General features: G+C 70.8%; 13 protein-coding genes. 9 read left to right on the top strand and 4 right to left on the bottom strand.

Annotated elements, in window-relative coordinates:
• Positions 1–2: 2 nt before the first annotated feature.
• Together OU416_RS35450 and OU416_RS35455 are read right to left on the bottom strand one after the other, a co-directional pair.
• Positions 3–1,649, bottom strand: a complete 1,647-nt coding sequence (locus tag OU416_RS35450; protein ID WP_270931452.1) for a DHA2 family efflux MFS transporter permease subunit — start codon at positions 1,647–1,649, stop codon at positions 3–5.
• 11 nt (positions 1,650–1,660) lie between these two features.
• A complete protein-coding gene (locus OU416_RS35455; RefSeq protein WP_270931453.1) occupies positions 1,661–2,227 on the bottom strand; it encodes a PadR family transcriptional regulator in 567 nt (188 codons plus the stop codon).
• A gap of 224 nt (positions 2,228–2,451) precedes the next feature.
• Between OU416_RS35455 and OU416_RS35460 the strand changes: the two genes are divergently transcribed.
• From OU416_RS35460 to OU416_RS35475, 4 genes are all read left to right on the top strand, one after another.
• Positions 2,452–3,717 carry a cytochrome P450 family protein gene (locus OU416_RS35460; RefSeq protein ID WP_270931454.1) on the top strand — a complete coding sequence of 422 codons (1,266 nt, stop codon included), beginning with the start codon at positions 2,452–2,454 and terminating at the stop codon, positions 3,715–3,717.
• The gene (locus OU416_RS35465; protein ID WP_270931455.1) at positions 3,714–4,079 is read left to right on the top strand and encodes a VOC family protein; all 366 of its coding nucleotides are present in this window, start codon (positions 3,714–3,716) and stop codon (positions 4,077–4,079) included. The genes OU416_RS35460 and OU416_RS35465 overlap by 4 nt, the downstream gene beginning before the upstream one ends.
• A gap of 274 nt (positions 4,080–4,353) precedes the next feature.
• Positions 4,354–5,871 carry an FAD-dependent oxidoreductase gene (locus OU416_RS35470; RefSeq protein WP_270931456.1) on the top strand — a complete coding sequence of 506 codons (1,518 nt, stop codon included), beginning with the start codon at positions 4,354–4,356 and terminating at the stop codon, positions 5,869–5,871.
• Entirely contained in the window at positions 5,871–6,512 is a 642-nt protein-coding gene (locus OU416_RS35475) for an FMN-binding negative transcriptional regulator (protein WP_270931457.1), read from the top strand. The genes OU416_RS35470 and OU416_RS35475 overlap by 1 nt, the downstream gene beginning before the upstream one ends.
• Positions 6,513–6,613: 101 nt before the next feature.
• Here OU416_RS35475 and OU416_RS35480 read toward each other — a convergent pair whose 3' ends face one another.
• Entirely contained in the window at positions 6,614–8,749 is a 2,136-nt protein-coding gene (locus OU416_RS35480; RefSeq protein ID WP_270931458.1) for a HelD family protein, read from the bottom strand.
• A gap of 381 nt (positions 8,750–9,130) precedes the next feature.
• On the opposite strand from OU416_RS35480, the gene OU416_RS35485 reads away from it, so the two are divergent.
• Positions 9,131–12,490, top strand: coding sequence for a TM0106 family RecB-like putative nuclease (locus OU416_RS35485; protein WP_270931459.1), 3,360 nt, complete (start codon positions 9,131–9,133; stop codon positions 12,488–12,490).
• Positions 12,491–12,538: 48 nt separating this feature from the next.
• Complete coding sequence (locus tag OU416_RS35490; RefSeq protein WP_270931460.1) at positions 12,539–12,982, top strand: hypothetical protein; 444 nt, start codon at positions 12,539–12,541, stop codon at positions 12,980–12,982.
• A 385-nt stretch (positions 12,983–13,367) separates the two neighbouring features.
• Here the strand turns inward: OU416_RS35490 and OU416_RS35495 are convergent, their stop codons facing one another.
• Positions 13,368–14,261 carry a C39 family peptidase gene (locus OU416_RS35495; protein WP_270931461.1) on the bottom strand — a complete coding sequence of 298 codons (894 nt, stop codon included), beginning with the start codon at positions 14,259–14,261 and terminating at the stop codon, positions 13,368–13,370.
• A gap of 462 nt (positions 14,262–14,723) precedes the next feature.
• Between OU416_RS35495 and hutC the strand changes: the two genes are divergently transcribed.
• The 3 genes from hutC (at position 14,724) to OU416_RS35510 (ending at position 18,652) form a co-directional block, all read left to right on the top strand.
• Positions 14,724–15,479 (top strand): histidine utilization repressor, encoded by a 756-nt coding sequence (gene hutC / locus OU416_RS35500; protein ID WP_270931462.1) that lies wholly within the window; start codon positions 14,724–14,726, stop codon positions 15,477–15,479.
• 216 nt (positions 15,480–15,695) lie between these two features.
• The gene (locus OU416_RS35505; RefSeq protein WP_270931463.1) at positions 15,696–17,087 is read left to right on the top strand and encodes an amino acid permease; all 1,392 of its coding nucleotides are present in this window, start codon (positions 15,696–15,698) and stop codon (positions 17,085–17,087) included.
• Positions 17,088–17,284: 197 nt separating this feature from the next.
• Positions 17,285–18,652 carry a purine-cytosine permease family protein gene (locus OU416_RS35510; protein ID WP_270931464.1) on the top strand — a complete coding sequence of 456 codons (1,368 nt, stop codon included), beginning with the start codon at positions 17,285–17,287 and terminating at the stop codon, positions 18,650–18,652.
• Positions 18,653–18,888: the final 236 nt, after the last annotated feature.

Below are 18,888 nucleotides of genomic sequence, written 5' to 3' on the forward strand. Positions count from 1 at the left end.
GATCAGGAAACCTTGGACCCGGCCGGGTCCTCCGCCCGTTGTGGGTCCGGCGCGGGTGCGGGCTGCGCCGGACGTCCCTTGGCCAGCAGGGCGCAGGCCGCGCCGATCAGCACTGCGGCGATCGGCAGGACCATCGCGCCGTGCATGGCGGCCACGTAGCCGGTGGTGAACACCTCGCGGGCGGCGGCTTCGACCTGCTGGGCCAGGGCGGGGGAGATGCCGCTCGGGATCGGCACCGCGGTGCCCGCTTGCAGGTCGGCGAAGTCGATTCCGCTGCTGGTGGCGCGCCGCACGCCGTCGACGAACTCGCCGCGCACCTCCGCGGGCAGTGCCGCGGCCGCGGTTTCGGTGCGGGCCATCAGGTTGCCGATCAGCTGGTTCTGCAGCAGCACGCCGAATCCCGCGGTGCCCAGCACCGAGCCGACCTGCCGGGTCGCGTTGAGCACGCCCGCCGCCGATCCGGCCACCATCGGCTGCACGTCGTGCATCGCCACGGTGGTCAGCGGCGCGAAGGTGGCGCCGAGGCCCACGCCCATCACGAGCATCGCGGGCAGCAGCGTCCAGGCCGTGCTGTCCACAGTGGAGGTGAGGGTGAAGGTCAGCAGGCCGAGGCCGAACAGCAGCAGTCCGGTGACCACGATGCGCTTGCCGCCCAGCTTGTCGCTGAGCCTGCCCGCGTACGGGCCGAGCACCACCGAGATCGCCGACATCGGCAGGCTGATCAGGCCCGCGGCCAGCGCGGAGTAGCCCAGCACCGACTGCGCGTAGAGCTGGAAGCCGATCGCCATGCTCATGATGCCGACCGAGAGGCCGATGGCGCCGATGTTCATCAGGCCGAAGTTGCGGTTGGTCAGCAGCTCGAAGGGCACCATCGGCGCGCGCGGCCCGGGGCGGCGCTGGCTGAACGCGAACGCCACCAGCAGCAGGACACCGGCGACCAGGAGCAGCGGGATGCTGATGAACGACCAGACCGCGCCCCAGTCGTAGCGCTCGCCCTCCTGCAGGCCGAAGGTCAGGCAGGACAGGCCGAGGACAACCAGCAGCGCGCCGCGGAGGTCGAAGCGGCCCGTGCGCGGCGGCGTGGCGCCCGCCGGGATGATCAGCGGGGCGATCACCAGCACCAGGACGCCCAGCGGGACGTTGATGGTGAAGATCCAGCGCCAGTCCAGCGCGCCGACCAGGAATCCGCCCAGCGGCGGTCCGGTGATCGTGGCGACGCCGGCCACCGCGCCCCACACGCCCAGCGCCGCACCGCGCCGTTGCGGGGGGAACACGCTGATGATGATCGACATGGTCTGCGGGATCAGCAGCGCCGCGCCCAGGCCCTGCAGGGTGCGGGCCGCGATGAGCTGGGCAGGCGTCTGCGCCAGCGCGCACAGCAGCGATGCCGCCGAGAACACCGCGACCCCGGCGAGGTAGGTGTTGCGCTTGCCGAGCAGGTCGCCGAGCTTGCCGCCGGGGATCAGGAACACCGCCAGCACCAGCACGTAGGAGTTGCTGACCCAGAGCACCTCGTTGTAGGTGGTGCCCAGCCGCTCGACGATGTTCGGGATCGCCACGCCGACGACGGTCGTGTCGAGCAGCGTCATGAAGAATCCGAGGCAGAGGGCCACCAGCACGGCCCAGGGATTCCCTCGCAGTTTACTCATCCGTTCGCTCTCTACTCGGTGGTGCGCCAGTGCAGGCGGCCTTCGCGGATGTCGTCGGCGATGGCGCGGGTGAGGTCCAGGTCGGCGCGCAGATGTGCTTGCAGGTGGCGGAGTTCGATGATGTCGATGGCGTTCACGCCGCGTTTGAACAGTGCGTCGCTGCTGGTGGTGGCCGCTGCTAGTTCTGCTTCCAGCAGCACTGTTCGCCGTTCGAGCTGGGCGGCGGCGTCGTCGGGGCTCAGCAGTGACATGAACGCCAAAGCCGCGCAGTAGGCGGGGTATTCGGGTTGGAGGGTGGCGAGCAGTTCGCGGAGTCGTCCGGTGGCGATCTCCCGGCCCGCGTCGGTGATGGCGTAGACGGTGCGTTCGGGTCGTTTGCCTTCTCTGGTGGTTTCCACGGGGTGGATGTAGTCGGCCTTGGTGAGGACGTCGAAGGCGTGGTACAGCGCGCCGTGGGTGACCTTGATCAGGTGATCGAGTCCTTGTTCCCGCATCCGCTGGCGGACTTCGTAGGGGTGCCGGGGTTGTTCGTCGAGCAGGCGCAGGACGGCCAGCCCGAGGGTCGTGAGGTTGCGCATCAGGTGCCTCCGGTCAGGTCCGTTCAGAATAGTCCAAACAAACTATTTGGCGAAGACGGGTCTGCCCGCGCCCGCGCGCGGGTGGGTAGGGGCACGCTAGGGGTGCCTCGCCGGAGGTCCCCGCTGTTAGCGTCGATCCGTCATACAGCCACCCTGAGCTGCGCAAACGTGCGCCGTCGACGCGGGCGGCGGGCGCTCACAGGCGAGGAAGGCGGTTCGTCACTGTGTCGGCACCGAACGGGAGTTCCCCCGGAGAAGCGCTGGAGCTGGACGACTCCCTCTCCCAGTGCCCGCACGAGCTCTACCGGGGACTGCACGCCTCGGGCTCGGGTGTGCAGCGCGTGATCATGCCGCCCGGCGCGGGGCCGTGGAGCGGGCTGCCGGTCTGGCTGGTCACCGGCTACCGCGAGGCCCGCGCCGCGCTCGCCGATTCGCGGCTGAGCAACGACCTGGCGCGAACCACCCGCCTGTTCGGCGGCGGTGGCGGTGGCGGCGAGGGCGGCAGGGGCGCGTTCTCCGCCGCGCTCTCCCGCAACCTGCTGCACGCCGACCCGCCGGACCACACCCGGCTGCGCAAGCTGGTCAACAAGGCGTTCACCTCGCGTGCCGTGCAACGCCTGGAACCCAGGATCGAGCGGATCACGGCCGATCTCCTCGACCAGCTCGACGGCGTCGAGGAGACCGACCTGCTGGTGTCCTACGCCTCGCCGCTGCCGATCATCGTGATCTGCGAACTGCTGGGCATCCCGGCCTCCGACGAGGACGACATCCGCGGCTGGACCAAGGGCCTGGTCTCCGGCGCCTCGCGCACGGACATGGCGGCCGCGTCGGAGGGCATCGGCGCCTACCTGACCGAACTGGTCGCGGGCAAGCGAGCGGCCCCCGGCGACGACCTGCTCTCCGAGCTGATCAGGGTCAACGAGAACGGCGACCAGCTCGCCGACGAAGAACTGGTGCCGATCACCTTCGTGCTGCTCATCGCGGGCCACGAGACGACGATCAACCTGATCGGCAACGGCGTGTACGCCCTGCTGCGCAACCGCCCGCAGCTGGAACGACTGCGGGCCGACCCGGCCCTGCTGCCGGGGGCGGTGGAAGAGCTGCTGCGCTACGAGAGTCCCAGCAGCCACGGCACCTTCCGCTCGACCACCGAGGACCTCCCGCTGGGAGACGCGGTGATCCCGGCGGGCGAACTGGTCCTGATCTCGCTCATCGCCGCCAACCGCGACCCGGCCCACTTCGACGCCCCCGACGTCCTGGACGTGGCCCGCCCGCCGACCTCCAACCTGGCCTTCGGGCACGGCATCCACCACTGCGTCGGAGCACCGCTGGCCCGCATGGAGGGGCGCATCGCCCTCGGCAGGCTGCTGGAGCGCTACCCGCACCTCGCGCTGGCGGTCGACGAGGCCGACCTGTCCTGGAACCACAGCACCCTGATCCACGGCCTGCGGTCCCTCCCGGTCCGCCTCAACGGAAGGAGCGAGCCGTGATCACCAGAGCGGCCTCCATCGGAATTCCGGTCACCGACCAGGAAGCGGCGGTCGAGTTCTTCGTCGACGTCCTCGGCTTCGAGAAGCGGGTGGACGTCCCGACCGACCGCGGCCGGTGGATCGAGGTGGCGCCGGCGGGTGCGGAAACCGTGCTGACCCCCTACACGTGGCTCGACCACCACGACGACCGGACCGGTGTCTTCACGCGCGTGGTCCTGGAGTGCCAGGACCTGACCGGTCTGCACGAGGAACTGGTGGCCAAGGGCGTCGAGTTCGAGCTCGACCCCACCGAATCGGCCGGCGGCCGGTTCGCCCACTTCAAGGACCCCTTCGGCAACCTGTACGTCCTGGCCGAGCTCTGATCCGGGCGGCGCTTCCCGCCGAGGATTCGCGGTTCCTGGGACGGCGGTGAGGGTGCTCGGCGGGATCACGCTCGGACAGCGTTCCCCGTGAGGAGCGGATCAGCGTCCGGTCTCCCGGATTCCGCGTCCGGGCGGCGTTTGCGGCTGTTCCGCCTTGCTCGGCCGCCGCCGTCGCGGTGCCCTGCCCGCGGCGCTCGCGATGCTGCCGTCAGGCGCCCCCGCCGGGTTTTCGGCCACCGGCATCACTTCGCGACACGAGATTGGAAGAACGTCGATGAATTCAGTCAACGTCTTGGTGGTGGGTGCTGGACCTACCGGGCTCACCTTGGCTTACGACCTGGCTCGTCGCGGTGTGTCGGTGCGGATCATCGACAGGGACGCGAAGTTCACCACCGCTTCCCGGGGCAAGGCCGGCATCCAGCCGCGCACCCAGGAGGTCTTCGACGACTTCGGCATCGTCGACGAGGTGCTGAAGCTGGGCACCACGCGGCTGCCGTTCCGGCGGTTCCACCGCGACCGGATCGTGAGCGAGGCGATTCCGTACGAGGCGAACGACCCCCGGCCGGACGCGCCCTACCGGCGGCTGCTGTTCGTCCGGCAGTCCCTGGTCGAGGGCGTCCTGCGGGATCGCCTGGCGGAGACCGGGAACTCGGTGGAGCGCGGTGTGAAGCTGCTCCGGTTCGAGCAGCACGCCGGAGGGGTCGTCGCGACGCTGGAGTCGGAGGGCGGCGCTGAAGAGGTCACCGCCGACTACCTGGTGGGCTGCGACGGCGGTGCCAGCACCGTGCGCAAGGCCCTCGGGCTGGAGTTCCGCGGGTTCACCGAGGAGGACCGCAAGCTGCTCGTCGGCGACGTCGAGGTGGACGGTCTGGACCCGGACGCCTGGTACCAGTGGTACGACATGGAGCGCGGCATCCTCCTGCTGTGCCCGCTCGCCGACACCAACACCTGGCAGATCCAGGCCTCGCCTCCCGCGGACGCCGACGGCGCGCCGATGGGCCCGTCGCTGGCGGCGATGCAGACCGCGGTGGACCGGATCACCGGGATGCCGATCCGGCTGTCCAACCCGACCTGGCTGTCGACGATGAAGCGGAACGTGCGGATGGTCGACACCATGCGCGTGGACCGGGTGCTGCTGGCCGGCGACGCCGCTCACGTGCACCCCGTCACCGCCGCCCTGGGCGCGAACACCGGGGTGCAGGACGCGTACAACCTGGGCTGGAAGCTGGCCAGGGTGATCACGCGCGGTGCCGGCGACGGACTGCTCGACACCTACGAGCGCGAGCGGGTGCCCATCGCCGAGTGGACCCTCAAGACCGCCTGCGACGCGGGCGACCTGATCTTCGCGGCCATGCTGGACGGCAAGGGCGGCGCCGAGAAGGGGCTGACCGAGGAGTCGTTGCAGCTCGGCCTGCACTACCGGGAAGGACCGCTGAGCCGCGATCTCGTGGACGCCGGTGCGGTCCGCGCGGGCGACCGCGCGCCCGACTCGCCGTGCCCGGGCAGCGTCGACGGCGCGACCACGCTGTTCGACGCCTTCCGCGGCCCGCACCTGACCCTGATCGGCGTGGGCCCGACCACCGCGGCCGCGCTCGAAACCGTGTCGGACCAGCACGGCGACGTGCACACGGTCCTGCTCACCGAGCACCCGGAGGCGTACGCGGGCCCGGACGACCGGCTCGTGCTGGTGCGGCCCGACGGCTACATCGGCCTAGTCGCCCCGGCCGACGACGCACGCGCGGTGCTCGACTACCTGGCAGCCCTGGACACCTTCGCACCGGTGGAGGACTGATGTACCGTCCCGAGTACTTCCGCGCCCCGGATCTGGAGGCGCAGCACGACCTCATCGAGGAATACCCGTTCGGCCTGCTCACGCTGTCCATGTTCGGCTCGCCCGAAGCGGTGCAGCTGCCGTTCGTGCTCGACCGGGATTCCTGGCCGTACGGCAAGTTGCGCGGGCACCTGTCGCGGGGCAATCCGATCGCCAAGGCGCTGTCGGAGAACGTCGAGGTCCTGGTCGCCTTCACCGGGCCGAGCGCCTACATCTCGCCGGACAACTACGAATCCCAGCCGCACTTCCCCACCTGGGCGTACGCGGCGGTGCACGTGAAGGGGCGGCCCAGGCTGCTCGACGACACCAGGACCGTGCGCCAGCTGACCGACCTGATCGCCGACCAGGAGGCGCGCCTGGCCCCCAAGCAGCCGTACGTGCTGCCCCGCAAGGCCTCGGCGCTCTTCGATGAGTACCTGCAGCTCATCCAGGGTTTCGAGATCTTCGTGACGAAGATCGACGGGATCTTCAAGCTCGGCCAGAACAAGACGCCGCGCGACATGGCGGCCCAGGCGAAGGCGTTCCGGGAGCAGGGCACCGAGTCCTCGGTGCGGATGGCCGAGTTCCTGGAGAAGCACAACCCGTTCCCCAAGCACTCCTGAACCCGCGCGGACCGCGTTGTCGCAGTGCGACTTCCGCCGGTCCACCCGTCGAAGGCGGCCTGCCGGACCGATCGTCCGGCAGGCCGCCTTCGACGTGAGCGTCAGCGGTTCATCGCGAGTTCCGGCGCCAGCGCTTCCGGCAGCCGGTCGGCGTGGATGACGTGCAGGCTGCTGACGGCTCGGGTCAGCGCCACGTAGAGGCGCTGGAGGCCGCGCTGCTCGGCTCCGGCGATGCGGGCGGGCTCGACGACCAGGACGACGTCGAACTCGAGGCCCTTGGCGAGGGTGACCGGCGTGAGGGCGAGGCGCTCGGCGTCCAGGTCGTCCTCGCCGGTGCCCAGCACGGTGTGCGGCAACCCGCTGCGGGTGAGGGCCTGGTGGAGCTCCGGGACGTCGTCGTCGGCGGCGATGAGCCCGACCGATCCTTCGCCCGCCAGTGCCGCGGTGCAGGCCGCGAGGGTCGCCTCGATCGTCCCCTCGGGCGCGGTCCGGGTGATGTGCAGCGAATCGGCGACCCGGCGGAACGAGGCCGGGCCGTTCAGCCCCGGTGCGATGTGCGGCAGCAGGCGGGCGGCGTAGTCGATGATCTGCGCCGGCACGCGGTAGCCGCGGGTCAGCTCCTCGACCCGGCCGTCCGGCAGGTCGAGGTGGGCGAGGACATCGGTCCAGTCCTGGACGGCGGAGGGGCTGGTGGCCTGCGCCAGGTCGCCGAGGACGGTGCAGGAGATCGCCACCCGGCGGCCGATCGCCCGGATCTGCATCGGGCTGAGGTCCTGGGCTTCGTCGACCACGATGTGGCCGAGCCGCGCCGGGCGCTCGATCAGCGCCGCGGCCTCGTCGAGGAGGGCGAGGTCGAGGCTGCTCCAGGGCATCGACTTCACGCTGCGCGGGCGGCGTTCGAGCAGGAGGTCCTGCTGCTCCTCGGCGGAGAGCACGCCGTCGGCGGCGCGCGCGAGCTGGTCGGCGTCGGTGAGGAGGTCGAAGACCAGCCGGGCCGGGTCGGCCGCGGGCCACATCTGCCGGAGGGCGCGGCCGATCGCCTTGTTGCGCTGGAGCTGGGGAAGCGTTGTGGTGCCCGAAGTTCCGGCCTGCTCCATCCGGCGCAGCACGAGGTGCGCGAGCCGCTGGGTCAGCAGTTCGCGGCCGGCGGTGTAGTCGATGTTGCGGCTGAGCGCGGCGTCGAGCTCTTCGGCGAGCTCCTCGGGGTGCAGGCGCCAGGTGCGGTGCTGGTGCTTGACCTCCACCGTCTCCTCGAGCGGTCGCACCCGCGACCACAGGTGGCGGCGGATGACCTCGCTCATCCGGACGTCGCCCTTGACCCGCGCCGTCCGCGGCTCGTCGGTGCGCTCGACGGTGAGGTCCGGTCCGGTGAGCTCGTCGATGGTGGTCTGCGAGACGGCCACCTCGCCGAGGGCGGGCAGGACCTTGCGGATGTAGGCGAGGAACGAGCGGTTGGGACCGATGACGGCGACCCCGCCCTCCTTCTGCAGCCGCTCCCGCTCGGCGTAGAGCAGGTATGCCAGGCGGTGGAGGCCGACCGCGGTCTTGCCCGTGCCGGGCGCGCCCTGGATGCACAACGTGCTTTCCAGCGCGGTGCGCACCAGGCTCATCTGCTCGGGCTGGATCGTGGCGACGATGTCGCGCATCGGGCCCTTGCGGGGCCGCTCGATCTCGGCTGCCAGCAGGCCGCTCCCCGCGTCGGAGGCGACCTGCTCGCCGATCCGCTCGTCCTCGAAGGCGGTCAGCACGCCGTCGTTGTCGAAGCCGTACCGGCGGCGGACCCGAACGCCCAGCGGATCCTGGTCGCTGGCCTCGTAGAAGGCGCGCGACAGCTCGGCGCGCCAGTCGATGACCATGGGTTCGCCGTCGTCCTCCCGGACACCGCGGCGTCCGATGTAGACGCGGTCGCAGTCCGGCGGGTGGGTGGGCGAGCTGGCCTCCCGGGCCTTGCCGGTGTCGTTGCCGTAGGCCTCGCCCGGCGGGAATTCGAGGCGTCCGAAGAACAGCGGCGCGCCGTCGAGGTCGGCGAGCTCCTTGGCGAACTGCTTGCGGAACTGGCGCAGCGCGTGGTTGAAGTACTTGTCCACGACGGCATCGCCCTCACCGGCGCCGGTGGCGAGCATCGTGTTGACCTCGTCGCGCATGCGGGTCAGCGTTTCGCGGCAGGTGGCCATGTAGTCGCGTTCGGCGAGTATCTCGGGCTCGACGGCGTCCTGGTCGGTCTGGTGCACGGTCATGACAGGCCTCGCAGCGAAAGGTCGGCAGGTGGAGTACGCGAACTCGATCAAGAATACAAACGAGGAAAGTTCTTAACCAAGTTGGCCCGCATCCCGGCAATATGTCCCTGGTAGGAGGAATTGCCGGGATGGTGGTTCTCGCGCCACCCCGTCCCGGCCGCATCCGCGCTCGCGAATTCGGGTTGAAAATTTGACCACTTTCGGCCGCCGGAAACCGAAGAACCGGGCCCGGCAACGGAAGCTGCTCCGCGCCGACCACGTCCTCCTGCCGAACGGGACTCGTGCCGGATCTTCGCGCATCAGCGGCGCGTGTCGCGGGCCTCGGCGTGTCGGTACCCGTGGTGGCGGCCCCGGTTGGCGCGCATGCCAGACTGCCTGGCGATGCACACGCCGTCCGACCTCGCCGATCTGCTCGAGTGCGAGCACCGCAGCATCCTCAAGCAAGCGCTGGCGGCGGGGTTGCCCGGCGCGCCGCGGCCGAGCTCCGGGCCCGACCGGCTGGCCGTCAAGCACGGGCGCGCGCACGAGGCCGCCACGCTCGAACGGTTGCGCGACGAGCGCAAGACCGTGGTCGAGATCGAGGAGCCCGATCAGGTCGCCGCCGCGAAGGCCACCGAGGAGGCGCTGCGGGCGGGCGCGCCGGTGGTCTACCAGGCCGTCTTCCACGACGGCGAGTTCTCCGGACGTGCCGACTTCCTGCTCCGCGATGACCGGGGCCGCTACGAGGTCTACGACACGAAGCTCGCGCGGCACGCCAAGCCGTCCGCGGTCCTGCAGCTCGCCGCGTACGCCGACGCGCTGCGCCGCGGCGGTTGGCCTGCCGGGCCGGAGATGCACCTGCTGCTCGGCGACGGCACCACGCGCAGCCTGCGCGTCGACGACTTCCTGCCGCTGCTCGACCGCCTCCGCGACCGGCTCGTCGCGCGGCCGCCACGGCTGCCGGAACGCATGTGGGCCGACGAACGCCCGGCCTGCGGCGGCTGCGGCTTCGCCGACCACTGCTCGTCGGCGCGCGAGGCGGACCGGGACCTGTCGCTGGTCGCCGGGATGCGCGGTGAGCAGCGGCGCAAGCTGGTGACCGCCGGGCTCGGCACGATCGACGCGCTCGCCACCGCCGAACCCGCGGACCGGCCGCGCGACATGTCGGCGGGCACGTTCGCGACCTTGCGCGCGCAGGCCGCCATCCAGGTGCGGCAGGACGAAACCGGGAAGCTGGCGTACGAGGTCATCGACCCGACGGCGCTGGCCGAGCTGCCGCCACCGAGCCCGGGCGACGTCTTCTTCGACATGGAAGGCGACCCGTACGCGCTGGCCGGCACCGGGCTGGAGTACCTGTTCGGCGCCGTCACCCCCGACCTGCGCTTCACGCCGTTCTGGGCGCACACGCGCGCCCAGGAGAAGCGCGCCTTCGAGGAGTTCGTCGACTTCGCCACCGCCCGGCTGACCGAGGACCCGGACGCGCACGTCTACCACTACGCGCCGTACGAGGTCACGGCCGTCAAGCGGCTCGCCGCGGTGCACGGAACGCGCGAGGAGGCCGTGGACGAGCTGTTGCGCAGCGGCCGGATGGTCGACCTGTACGGCGTGGTGCGCAAGGCTCTGCGCGTCGGCCAGCGGTCGTACTCGATCAAGTACCTCGAACCGCTGTACATGCCGGAATCCCGCGGCGGCGATGTGCAGACGGCCGCGTCGAGCATCGAGGCGTACGAGGACTACCTGACGCTCGCCAAGGCCGGTGACGTCGAGAAGGCCGACGAGGTGCTCCGCGGCATCGCCGACTACAACGAGTACGACTGCGTGTCCACGTTGCGGCTGCTGGAATTCCTGCACCGGGTCCGCGAGGAAGCGGGCATCGAGCTCGCGACCCCGGCACCGGAGTCCGAAGTGGACGCCCTGCTGCGGCGGACGGAGGAGGAAGAGGCCGCGCTGCGCCGGGCCGAGCGCGCGGCCGCGCTGGCGGCGCTGGTCGACCCGCTGCTCGACGGCCTGCCCGGCGATCCCGCCGACTTCACCCCGGACGACCGCGCTCGTGCGCTGCTCGCCGCCTCCGTCGGCTACCACCGGCGCGAGACGAACCCGGCGTGGTGGGAGTTCTTCCGGCAGCTCGCCGCACCGGTCGGCGACCTGGAGGTGGACACGACCTGCGCGGTGCCGGTGTCGGTGGCCGCGGGGGAGTGGGTGCCGCCGTCGGGGCGGCTCCGCACGGCCAAGCGCACGCTCACGGTGGCGTGCGACCCGGACCGGCCGCACCCGTTCTCGGTCGGGGACGGCGTGCGGCTGCGCTACGGCGCCGACGCGCGGGAGGCGAAGGTCGTTGCCGCGTCGGCGGTCGAGCTGACGCTGGAGGAGAGCAGCGCACCGGACAGCACGTCGAACGAGCTGCCTGCCGCGGTCCTGCCGGGCGGCCCGGTGCGGCCGGCGCCGAAGGACGAGGCCGTGGCCGAGCTGGCCCGGCTGGTCGGGGAAACCCTCCCGCGGCTGCCCGCGCATCCGGGTGTGGACCTGCTGCGCCGGATCCCGCGGTTGCGCGGCGGCGGTGCGCTGCCCACCCCGGGCGAGGACTCGGTGGCCACCGTGATCGAGGCCGTCGACGCGCTCGACGGCTCGGTGCTCGCGGTGCAGGGCCCGCCCGGGGCCGGGAAGACGTACCTGGCGGGCAAGCTGATCGCGCACCTCGTGCGCTCCGGGCGGACGGTCGGTGTGACGTCCAACAGCCACAAGGCCGTGGAGAACGTGCTGTCCGCCGCGCTCGGCAACGCCCCGTCGATGGCGTGCGCCAAGCGGCCGCGCCGGACGCCGGACCCCGAGCTGCCGTGGGAGCAGCCGAAGACGAACAACGCGCTGGCCAAGTGGCGCGAGGAGCACGACGACGGGCATCTCGTCGGCGGCACCGCGTGGACCTTCGCCAACGCCGCCGTGCGCGAGGAACCGTTCGACGTGCTGGTGATCGACGAGGCCGGGCAGTTCGCGCTCGCCGACGCGCTCGCCGTGTCGATGTGCGCGAAGAACCTGGTGCTGCTGGGCGATCCGCAGCAGCTGCCGCAGGTCGTGCAGGGCACGCACCCGGCGGGTGCGGAGGCCTCGGCGCTGGGGCACCTGATCGGCGAAGCGGACATCATGCCGCCCGAGCTGGGTTACTTCCTGGACCTGACGCGGCGCATGCACCCGGCGGTGTGCGCGCCGGTTTCCCGGCTGTCGTACGCGGGTCTGCTGCACTCGCACCCGTCCGCGGACCGCTCGGTCGACGGCTTCGCCTCCGGGCTGTACCTCGCGTCGGTGGAGCACCGCGGGAACACCACGCGGTCGGTCGAGGAAGCGGCGCAGGTCGTGTCGGTGATCGAGGACCTGCACGGGCGCACCTGGCAGGGCCGCCCGCTGACGGACGCGGACTTCCTCGTGGTGGCGCCGTACAACCTGCAGGCGCGAACGGTCACGCGCGCGCTGGCCGACGCCGGTTTCGGCGACGTGCGCGTCGGCACGGTGGACCGGTTCCAGGGCCAGGAAGCCCCGGTGGTGGTGGCGACGATGACCTCGTCGTCGGCGATCGACCTGCCCCGCGGACTGGACTTCCTGCTGTCCCGCAACCGGTTGAACGTGGCGCTGTCGCGAGCGCAGTCGGTGGCGGTGCTGGTGTGCAGCCCGCGGCTGCTGGAGGCCGACATCCGCACGGTCGAGCAGATGCGGCTCGTCTCCGGGATGCTCGGCCTGCTGCGCGAAGCCCACCCCTGGCCCGGCCGCTGACCTGCTCCGCGGGCCGCGTCGTCGGCGCGTTGGGGTAGCTTGCCGATCATGAGGATCGTGGCAGGTGTGCTCTTCTTGTCCTACCTCGTCATCGTGTTGACCTGGTGGCTCCAGTACGCCATCGCCGCGGTCTTCGTCATCAGGTTCGTCGTCACCGCCGTCCGCGGCCCCCGCGACGTCTGGCGCAGGCCTGCTCTCTGGGGACTGCTCAGCGCCGGTTCCGCGTTCGCCTTCCTGGCCACCGTCGCCTACGGGATGTCTTCGATGAAGAGCCACTTCAAGAAGGACCCCGGCGACCCGTGCCACATCGACGACGACGTGTTGGGAAATGAACCGATCCTGGACTGGCCGCTGAGCGACACCGGTTGTGGCGGGTACGAATCGGTGCCCGCCTTCGTGAACCCGGTGATCTTCCTGTTCGCCGCGGTCCTGCTGGCATCGACGGTCGCGGTGATCACGACCTGGCGCCGGGCGCGGGCCCGGGCGGAGTAGCCGGGCCCGCGCCGACCAGGATCAGGGAACCGGTGCCGCTCGGCGGGGCAGGCGCGTCGAACTCGCGGCTTCCCGGACGTCGTCGTCGGGGTGTTCGCGCAGCGCCAGGATTCGGTCGGTTCAGCCCGATCGGCGGGCGGTCGCGGTGAGGATGCGGATGGCCAGCAGGCCGGGGATCGATCCGCGCTGCCGGTGCAGGTGGTCGGTGACCGCCGCGCGGGCAGTCCAGGATCGCGCACGCCATCGCCCCGGATCCCGGGATCTCCGCCGCGCTGACAAGGGATCGATAATACCTGTTGCTTCAGTGGAGAACGAAATTAATCCCGGGTCGGGAAAGCCCGAAGGCCCGCCGAGGAGCTCGGCGGGCCTACGGGGTGGGGGAGCGTCAGGCGGTGTAGCCCTTGGGCTTGATCAGCGACGCCAGCTGGTCGAGGCTCAGCCAGTAGTCCTCGATGCCGCTGAAGTTGGCCGGGTCGGCGATGTGGACCGTCTTGTTCGCCGCGTCGTAGCCGGCGATCGTCACGTAGTGGTAGATCGTCTGGCCGGACGGGTAGCCGGGCGGCTGGTTGCCGGGGGTCGCCACGATGTTGGCCACCATGGCCTTGTCCTGGTCGATGTTGCGGACGACGTCCGACCACAGCTGGTCGGTCAGCTCCGGGGTGAGCTGCTTGTCGCTCCAGTCGCGGGCGATGTAGCCGCCCTTGTCGCCGAGCTTCTCGTTGAGGCCGTCGACGATCTGGTGGATGGTGTCCGTGCCGTTCTCGGTGGTGCCGAGGTCGGCGGCGAGCGCGGCCTGGTCGGGCAGGGCGTCGGTCTGGCTGGACAGCGCGATGCGGGTCGCGGTCGGGCCGCACCAGTAGCTGGTCTGCTGCGCCTGGTAGTCGAGGTCGAGGGACTTCGAGACCGGCTTCGGCGGCTCCTGCGGGGCGGGGGCCTCAGCGGGGGCCGGTGCCGGCGGGAGCTCCGCGGCGGGCGGGGCCTGCGGGGCGGCCAGGGGTGCCTGGGCCGGGGCTTCGGCGGCGGGGGCCGCGGCGGGAGCCGGCAGCGGGGCTTCGTTGTCCACGGCGCGGACCTGGGCCGTCGTGGGTTCCGGTTCCGAACCGGCGCCCGCCACCAGGGGCTGGCCGACCAGCACGATCGCGCCGCCCGCGACGACCACCGGGAGGACCTTGCCGGACACCCGGCGGGCCCGGGAGCCGCCTGCGTTCTTGCCGAACTTGTCAACGAGTGCGCGGACCTTGGTCTTCGGGGTGTGGCCCGCGTTGCGAAGCTTCTGCACGTGCGCCTTTCGACGTCGGGGAGATCCGGTCGGCACCGCCGGGGGTGCGGTTGCCGTCGTGACCGGATCGTGATTCAGCCTCCAGCAACGTAACTGAGAGTCATGCTCGCTTCAATGTATGCCCTGATCGGGTCAGCGTTTGGGGCTTGACGACTCCGCTGGGTAACCGTTTGCGTCCGTCGGTGGAAAACCGCCGCGCCGCGCCGAGTGGATCTCGGGCGCGGAATCCGCATCGGGGTCATCGGTGCTGGTGAGCGAAGTGCGGATCCGATGCCGTGCGGGCCCGGCGGGCCGAGATCGGATTCCGGTCGATCACCGTCGGTGAAGATCGGCGGGAGCGCCATCGTGAGCCTGGGCACAGGGCGCCGGAACGATCAGCGTCGTGGCTGCTCGCGGAGTGCTCGCGGTGCCGGCGGATAGACTGGGCCCGGGTGGATTGATCTCCGATGCGGGCGGTGACCGGTGGCCGTTGATGCGATGGACGTCGCCGCGCTGTTCCACGACAGCCGCCGCGAGTCCGCGCCCGCCTACCGCCGCCTCAAGGACGTGCTCATCGAGCAGATCGGCACCGGGCGGTGGCCCGAGGGCGAGCTGCTGCCTTCGGAGAGCCAGCTGGTCAGCGCCCTGGGTCTGTCGCGGATGACGATCAACCGGGCGCTGCGCGAGCTGAGCGCGGAGGGGCTCGTCGTGCGGCTGGCCGGGGTGGGCACCTTCGTCGCCGAGCGCAAGAGCAGCTCGGCGTTGTACGAGGTGCGCAACATCGCCGACGAGGTGCAGCGGCGCGGGCACCGGCACCGGACCGACGTCGTGCTGCTCCGGGCCGAGCCCGCCGACCTGCGCGCGCACCGGTTGTTCGGGATCGCCGAGGGGCGGCCGGTCTTCCACTCGGTGGTGGTGCACTTCGAGGACGGCGTCGCGATCCAGCTGGAGGACCGCCACGTCAGCCCCGAGCTCGCTCCCGACTACCTCGACCAGGACTTCACCGCGCAGACGCCGAACAGCTACCTGTCGCGGATCGCGCCGCTGGGCAAGGGCGAGCACGTCGTCGAGGCGGTGCTGGGCAGCGCGGAGGACTGCGCGCTGCTGGGCGTCGAGGGTTCCGAGCCGTGCCTGCTGATCCACCGGCGCACCTGGTCGGAGGGGCGGCTCGTCAGCTCTGCGCGGCTGTTGCATCCTGGATCGCGGTTCCGGCTCGAAGGAACCTTCGACGCGAGCTGATCGCGCGCGGAAAACCCCTGGTCATCACCCGGAAACGTTGGTGTTAGTCATCGAGTGCGCGGTGCCCCGGTCGATGCCGGATCCGACTCTTGACGAGCTGTATATACAGCACTATACATATCGCACCGCTCGGATTGTGCTCCCGGGCACAGCCAGGGCAGGGCAGCAGCCCGGTCGCGACGGAGGGGACGACGTGGTTCCCGCAGGGAGGAACAGGTGAGAAAAGGCGCGGCGGCACTGAGCCGGGGCCTCACGGCACGGCACATCCGCTTCATCGCCCTCGGCTCGGCCATCGGGACCGGCCTCTTCTACGGCTCGTCGGAGGCGATCAGCCAGGCCGGGCCATCGGCGCTGCTGGCCTACCTCATCGGCGGCGCGGTGGTGTTCGTGGTGCTGCGGGCGCTCGGCGAGATGGCCGTGGCCGACCCGGTGCCCGGTTCGTTCGGCGAGTACGCCAGCAGGCACCTGGGGCGCCTGCCGGGCTTCCTGACCGGCTGGACCTACACCTTCGAGATGATCATCGTCTGCATCGCCGACGTCACCGCGCTGGCGGTCTACATGGGGTTCTGGTTCCCCGACGTGCCCAGGTGGGTCTGGGTGCTGGCCACCCTGTTCGTCATCGGCGCGGTGAACCTGGCCAGCGTCAAGGTCTTCGGCGAGCTGGAGTTCTGGTTCTCGGTGATCAAGGTCGCCGCGATCATCGCGATGATCATCGGCGGCGCCGCGGTGCTGGTCTTCGGCTTCAGCGCCGGTCAGGCCGAGCCGGCGGTGAGCAACCTCTGGACCAACGGCGGCATGTTCCCCAACGGGTTCGAGGGCTTCCTGCTGTCCTTCGCCGTGGTGATGTTCGCCTTCGGCGGCACCGAGATCATCGGGGTCACCGCGGGGGAGGCCGCCGACCCGGAGAAGACCATCCCGCGCGCGGTGAACACCGTCCCGGTGCGCGTCCTGCTGTTCTACGTGCTCACCCTCGGCGTGATCATGTCGATCACCCCGTGGCAGTCGATCAGCTCCTCGGGTAGCCCGTTCGTGGAGATCTTCCAGAGCCTGGGCCTGACGTCGGCGGCGACGGTGCTCAACGTCGTGGTGATCACCGCCGCGCTCTCGGCGATCAACAGCGACATCTTCGGCGCGGGCCGGATGCTGTTCGGCATGGTCGAGCGCGGTCAGGCACCGGCGATCATGGGCCGGGTCTCGCGCAACGGCGTGCCGTGGATGACGGTGGTCATCATGACCGGTGCGCTGCTGGTCGGCGTGGTGCTCAACTACGCCATCCCGGAGAACGTCTTCACCGTCATCGCCTCGATCGCGACCTTCGCGACGGTCTGGGTGTGGCTGATGATCATGCTCTCGCACTACCGGGCCCGCCGGGCGATGAGCGCCGAGGAGGCCGCCGCGCTGAAGTTCCCGTCGCCGCTGTGGCCCTACGCCCAGATCGCGGCGATCGCCTTCCTGGTCTTCATCTTCGTGCTGCTGGCCTTCTCCGCGGACACCCGCGTGGCGCTGCTCGTCGGCGCGGCGTGGCTCGCGCTGCTGACGCTCTGCTACTGGCTGGGCGTGGCCCGGCGCCCTTCCGGTGACCGGGCGGCCGAGGTGGAGGTGAGCTGAGGCGGCGCCGAACCGCGGAACGTCCGGGCCGGTCCGGGCGGGGATCATCGAATTCCCGCCCGGATCGGGCGTTTCGGGGCCTTCGGCCGGCCTGGGTGTCTGCCATTCCGGACAGCGGCCACCGGACGGGCGTTGCCCCCGGCATCCGCGCGGCGGCTAATGGAACCGGCCGAGATCCGCGAGGTGAGGAGTGGCGCATGGCGGCGTTGCAGGTCGAGCGGAGGTCGATCGACCCGGTCCCGGACGGCGAGCGGCACGGCAGCCCGCGCAGCCTGTTCACGCTGTGGTTCGCCGGGAACATGCAGATCACCTCGGCGGTGACCGGTGCGCTGACCGTGCTCGTCGGGCTGCACCCGCTGTGGGCGCTGGTGGCCATCGCGCTGGGCAACGCGCTCGGCGGCGTCCCGATGGCGCTGCACGCGGCGCAGGGGCCGAAGCTCGGCATCCCGCAGATGATCCAGAGCCGGGCGCAGTTCGGCGTGCACGGCGCGGTGCTGCCGCTGGTGCTCGTGGTGCTGATGTACCTGGGCTACTTCGCCAGCGGCAACGTGCTGGGCGGTCAGGCCCTCGCCGCGATCACCCGGTTGCCGGTGGACCTCAGCATCGTGCTCTACGCGGCGCTGTCGGCGCTGATCGCGGTCGTCGGGTACCGGCTCATCCACCGGTTCGGCTGGCTGGCGTCGCTGCTGTCGGTCGTGGTGTTCGCGTACCTGACCGTCCGGCTGGTCGGCGCGCACGACCTCGGGCCGGTGCTGGCGGAGCCGGAGCTGGACGTGCCCGCGTTCCTGCTCGCGCTGTCGCTGACCGCGTCGTGGCAGCTCACCTTCGGCCCCTACGTCGCCGACACCTCCCGCTACCTGCCCGCGAGCACCTCGATCCGGGCGACGTTCTGGTGGACCTACGGCGGCACCGCGCTCGGCGCGACGTGGGCGATGTCCTTCGGCGCGCTGGCCTACGCGGTCGCGGGTGAGCGGTTCAAGGGCCACGAGGTCGGCTACGTGGTGGGGCTGGGCGGTGAAGCGCTGGTGCTGCCGCTGCTGCTGGCGATCGCGCTGGGCAAGCTCACGATCAACGTGCTCAACATCTACGGCGGGTACATGACGGTGGCCACCACGATGACCGCCTTCACCCGCCGGGCGGGGCTGTCACCGGCGGTGCGGATCGGCTACATCGCGCTCGTCGGCGTGCTGGGCGGGGTGCTGGCCGTGCTGGGGCGCGGTGATTTCCTGGCGAACTTCGTGCTGTTCCTGCACTTCCTGCTCTACTTCCTGACGCCGTGGAGCGCGATCAACCTGGTCGACTTCTACTTCCTGCGCAAGGAGCGCTACGACCTGGACGCGATGTACGACCCGGACGGCGCCTACGGTCGCTGGTGCGCTCCGGCGCTGATCGCCTACTTCGCCGGTATCGCGGTGCAGATCCCGTTCTCCCATGTGGACGGTGTGTTCACCGGTTTCGCGGTGCCGCTGCTCGGCGGCGCTGACGTCGCCTGGCTGCTCGGGCTGGCGGTTCCCGGCGCGATCTACTGGGCCGCCATGCGCAACCGCCTCGGCTTGCGCACCTGAGGCGCCGCCCGCGCCACCGCCGATCGGGTGGTGCCTCCGGTTCACGTGGAGTTCCACATCTGACCACAGTGGACGTACCGGGATGCGTCCGATTCATCCTGCGATGGCCTCTCGATCACTCTTTTGGTGGGTTCGGAGTGACGGGGATGTGTTGTGTGGTGGGGAAGAGCGGGATCTGGCGAGAAGTGGTCGGCGGGGTTCTCCGGGCGGCAGCCGTCGGTCAAGGTTGTGGATCA

The organism is Saccharopolyspora indica (assembly GCF_027853965.1).
In the GTDB taxonomy this organism is placed as follows: domain Bacteria; phylum Actinomycetota; class Actinomycetes; order Mycobacteriales; family Pseudonocardiaceae; genus Saccharopolyspora; species Saccharopolyspora indica.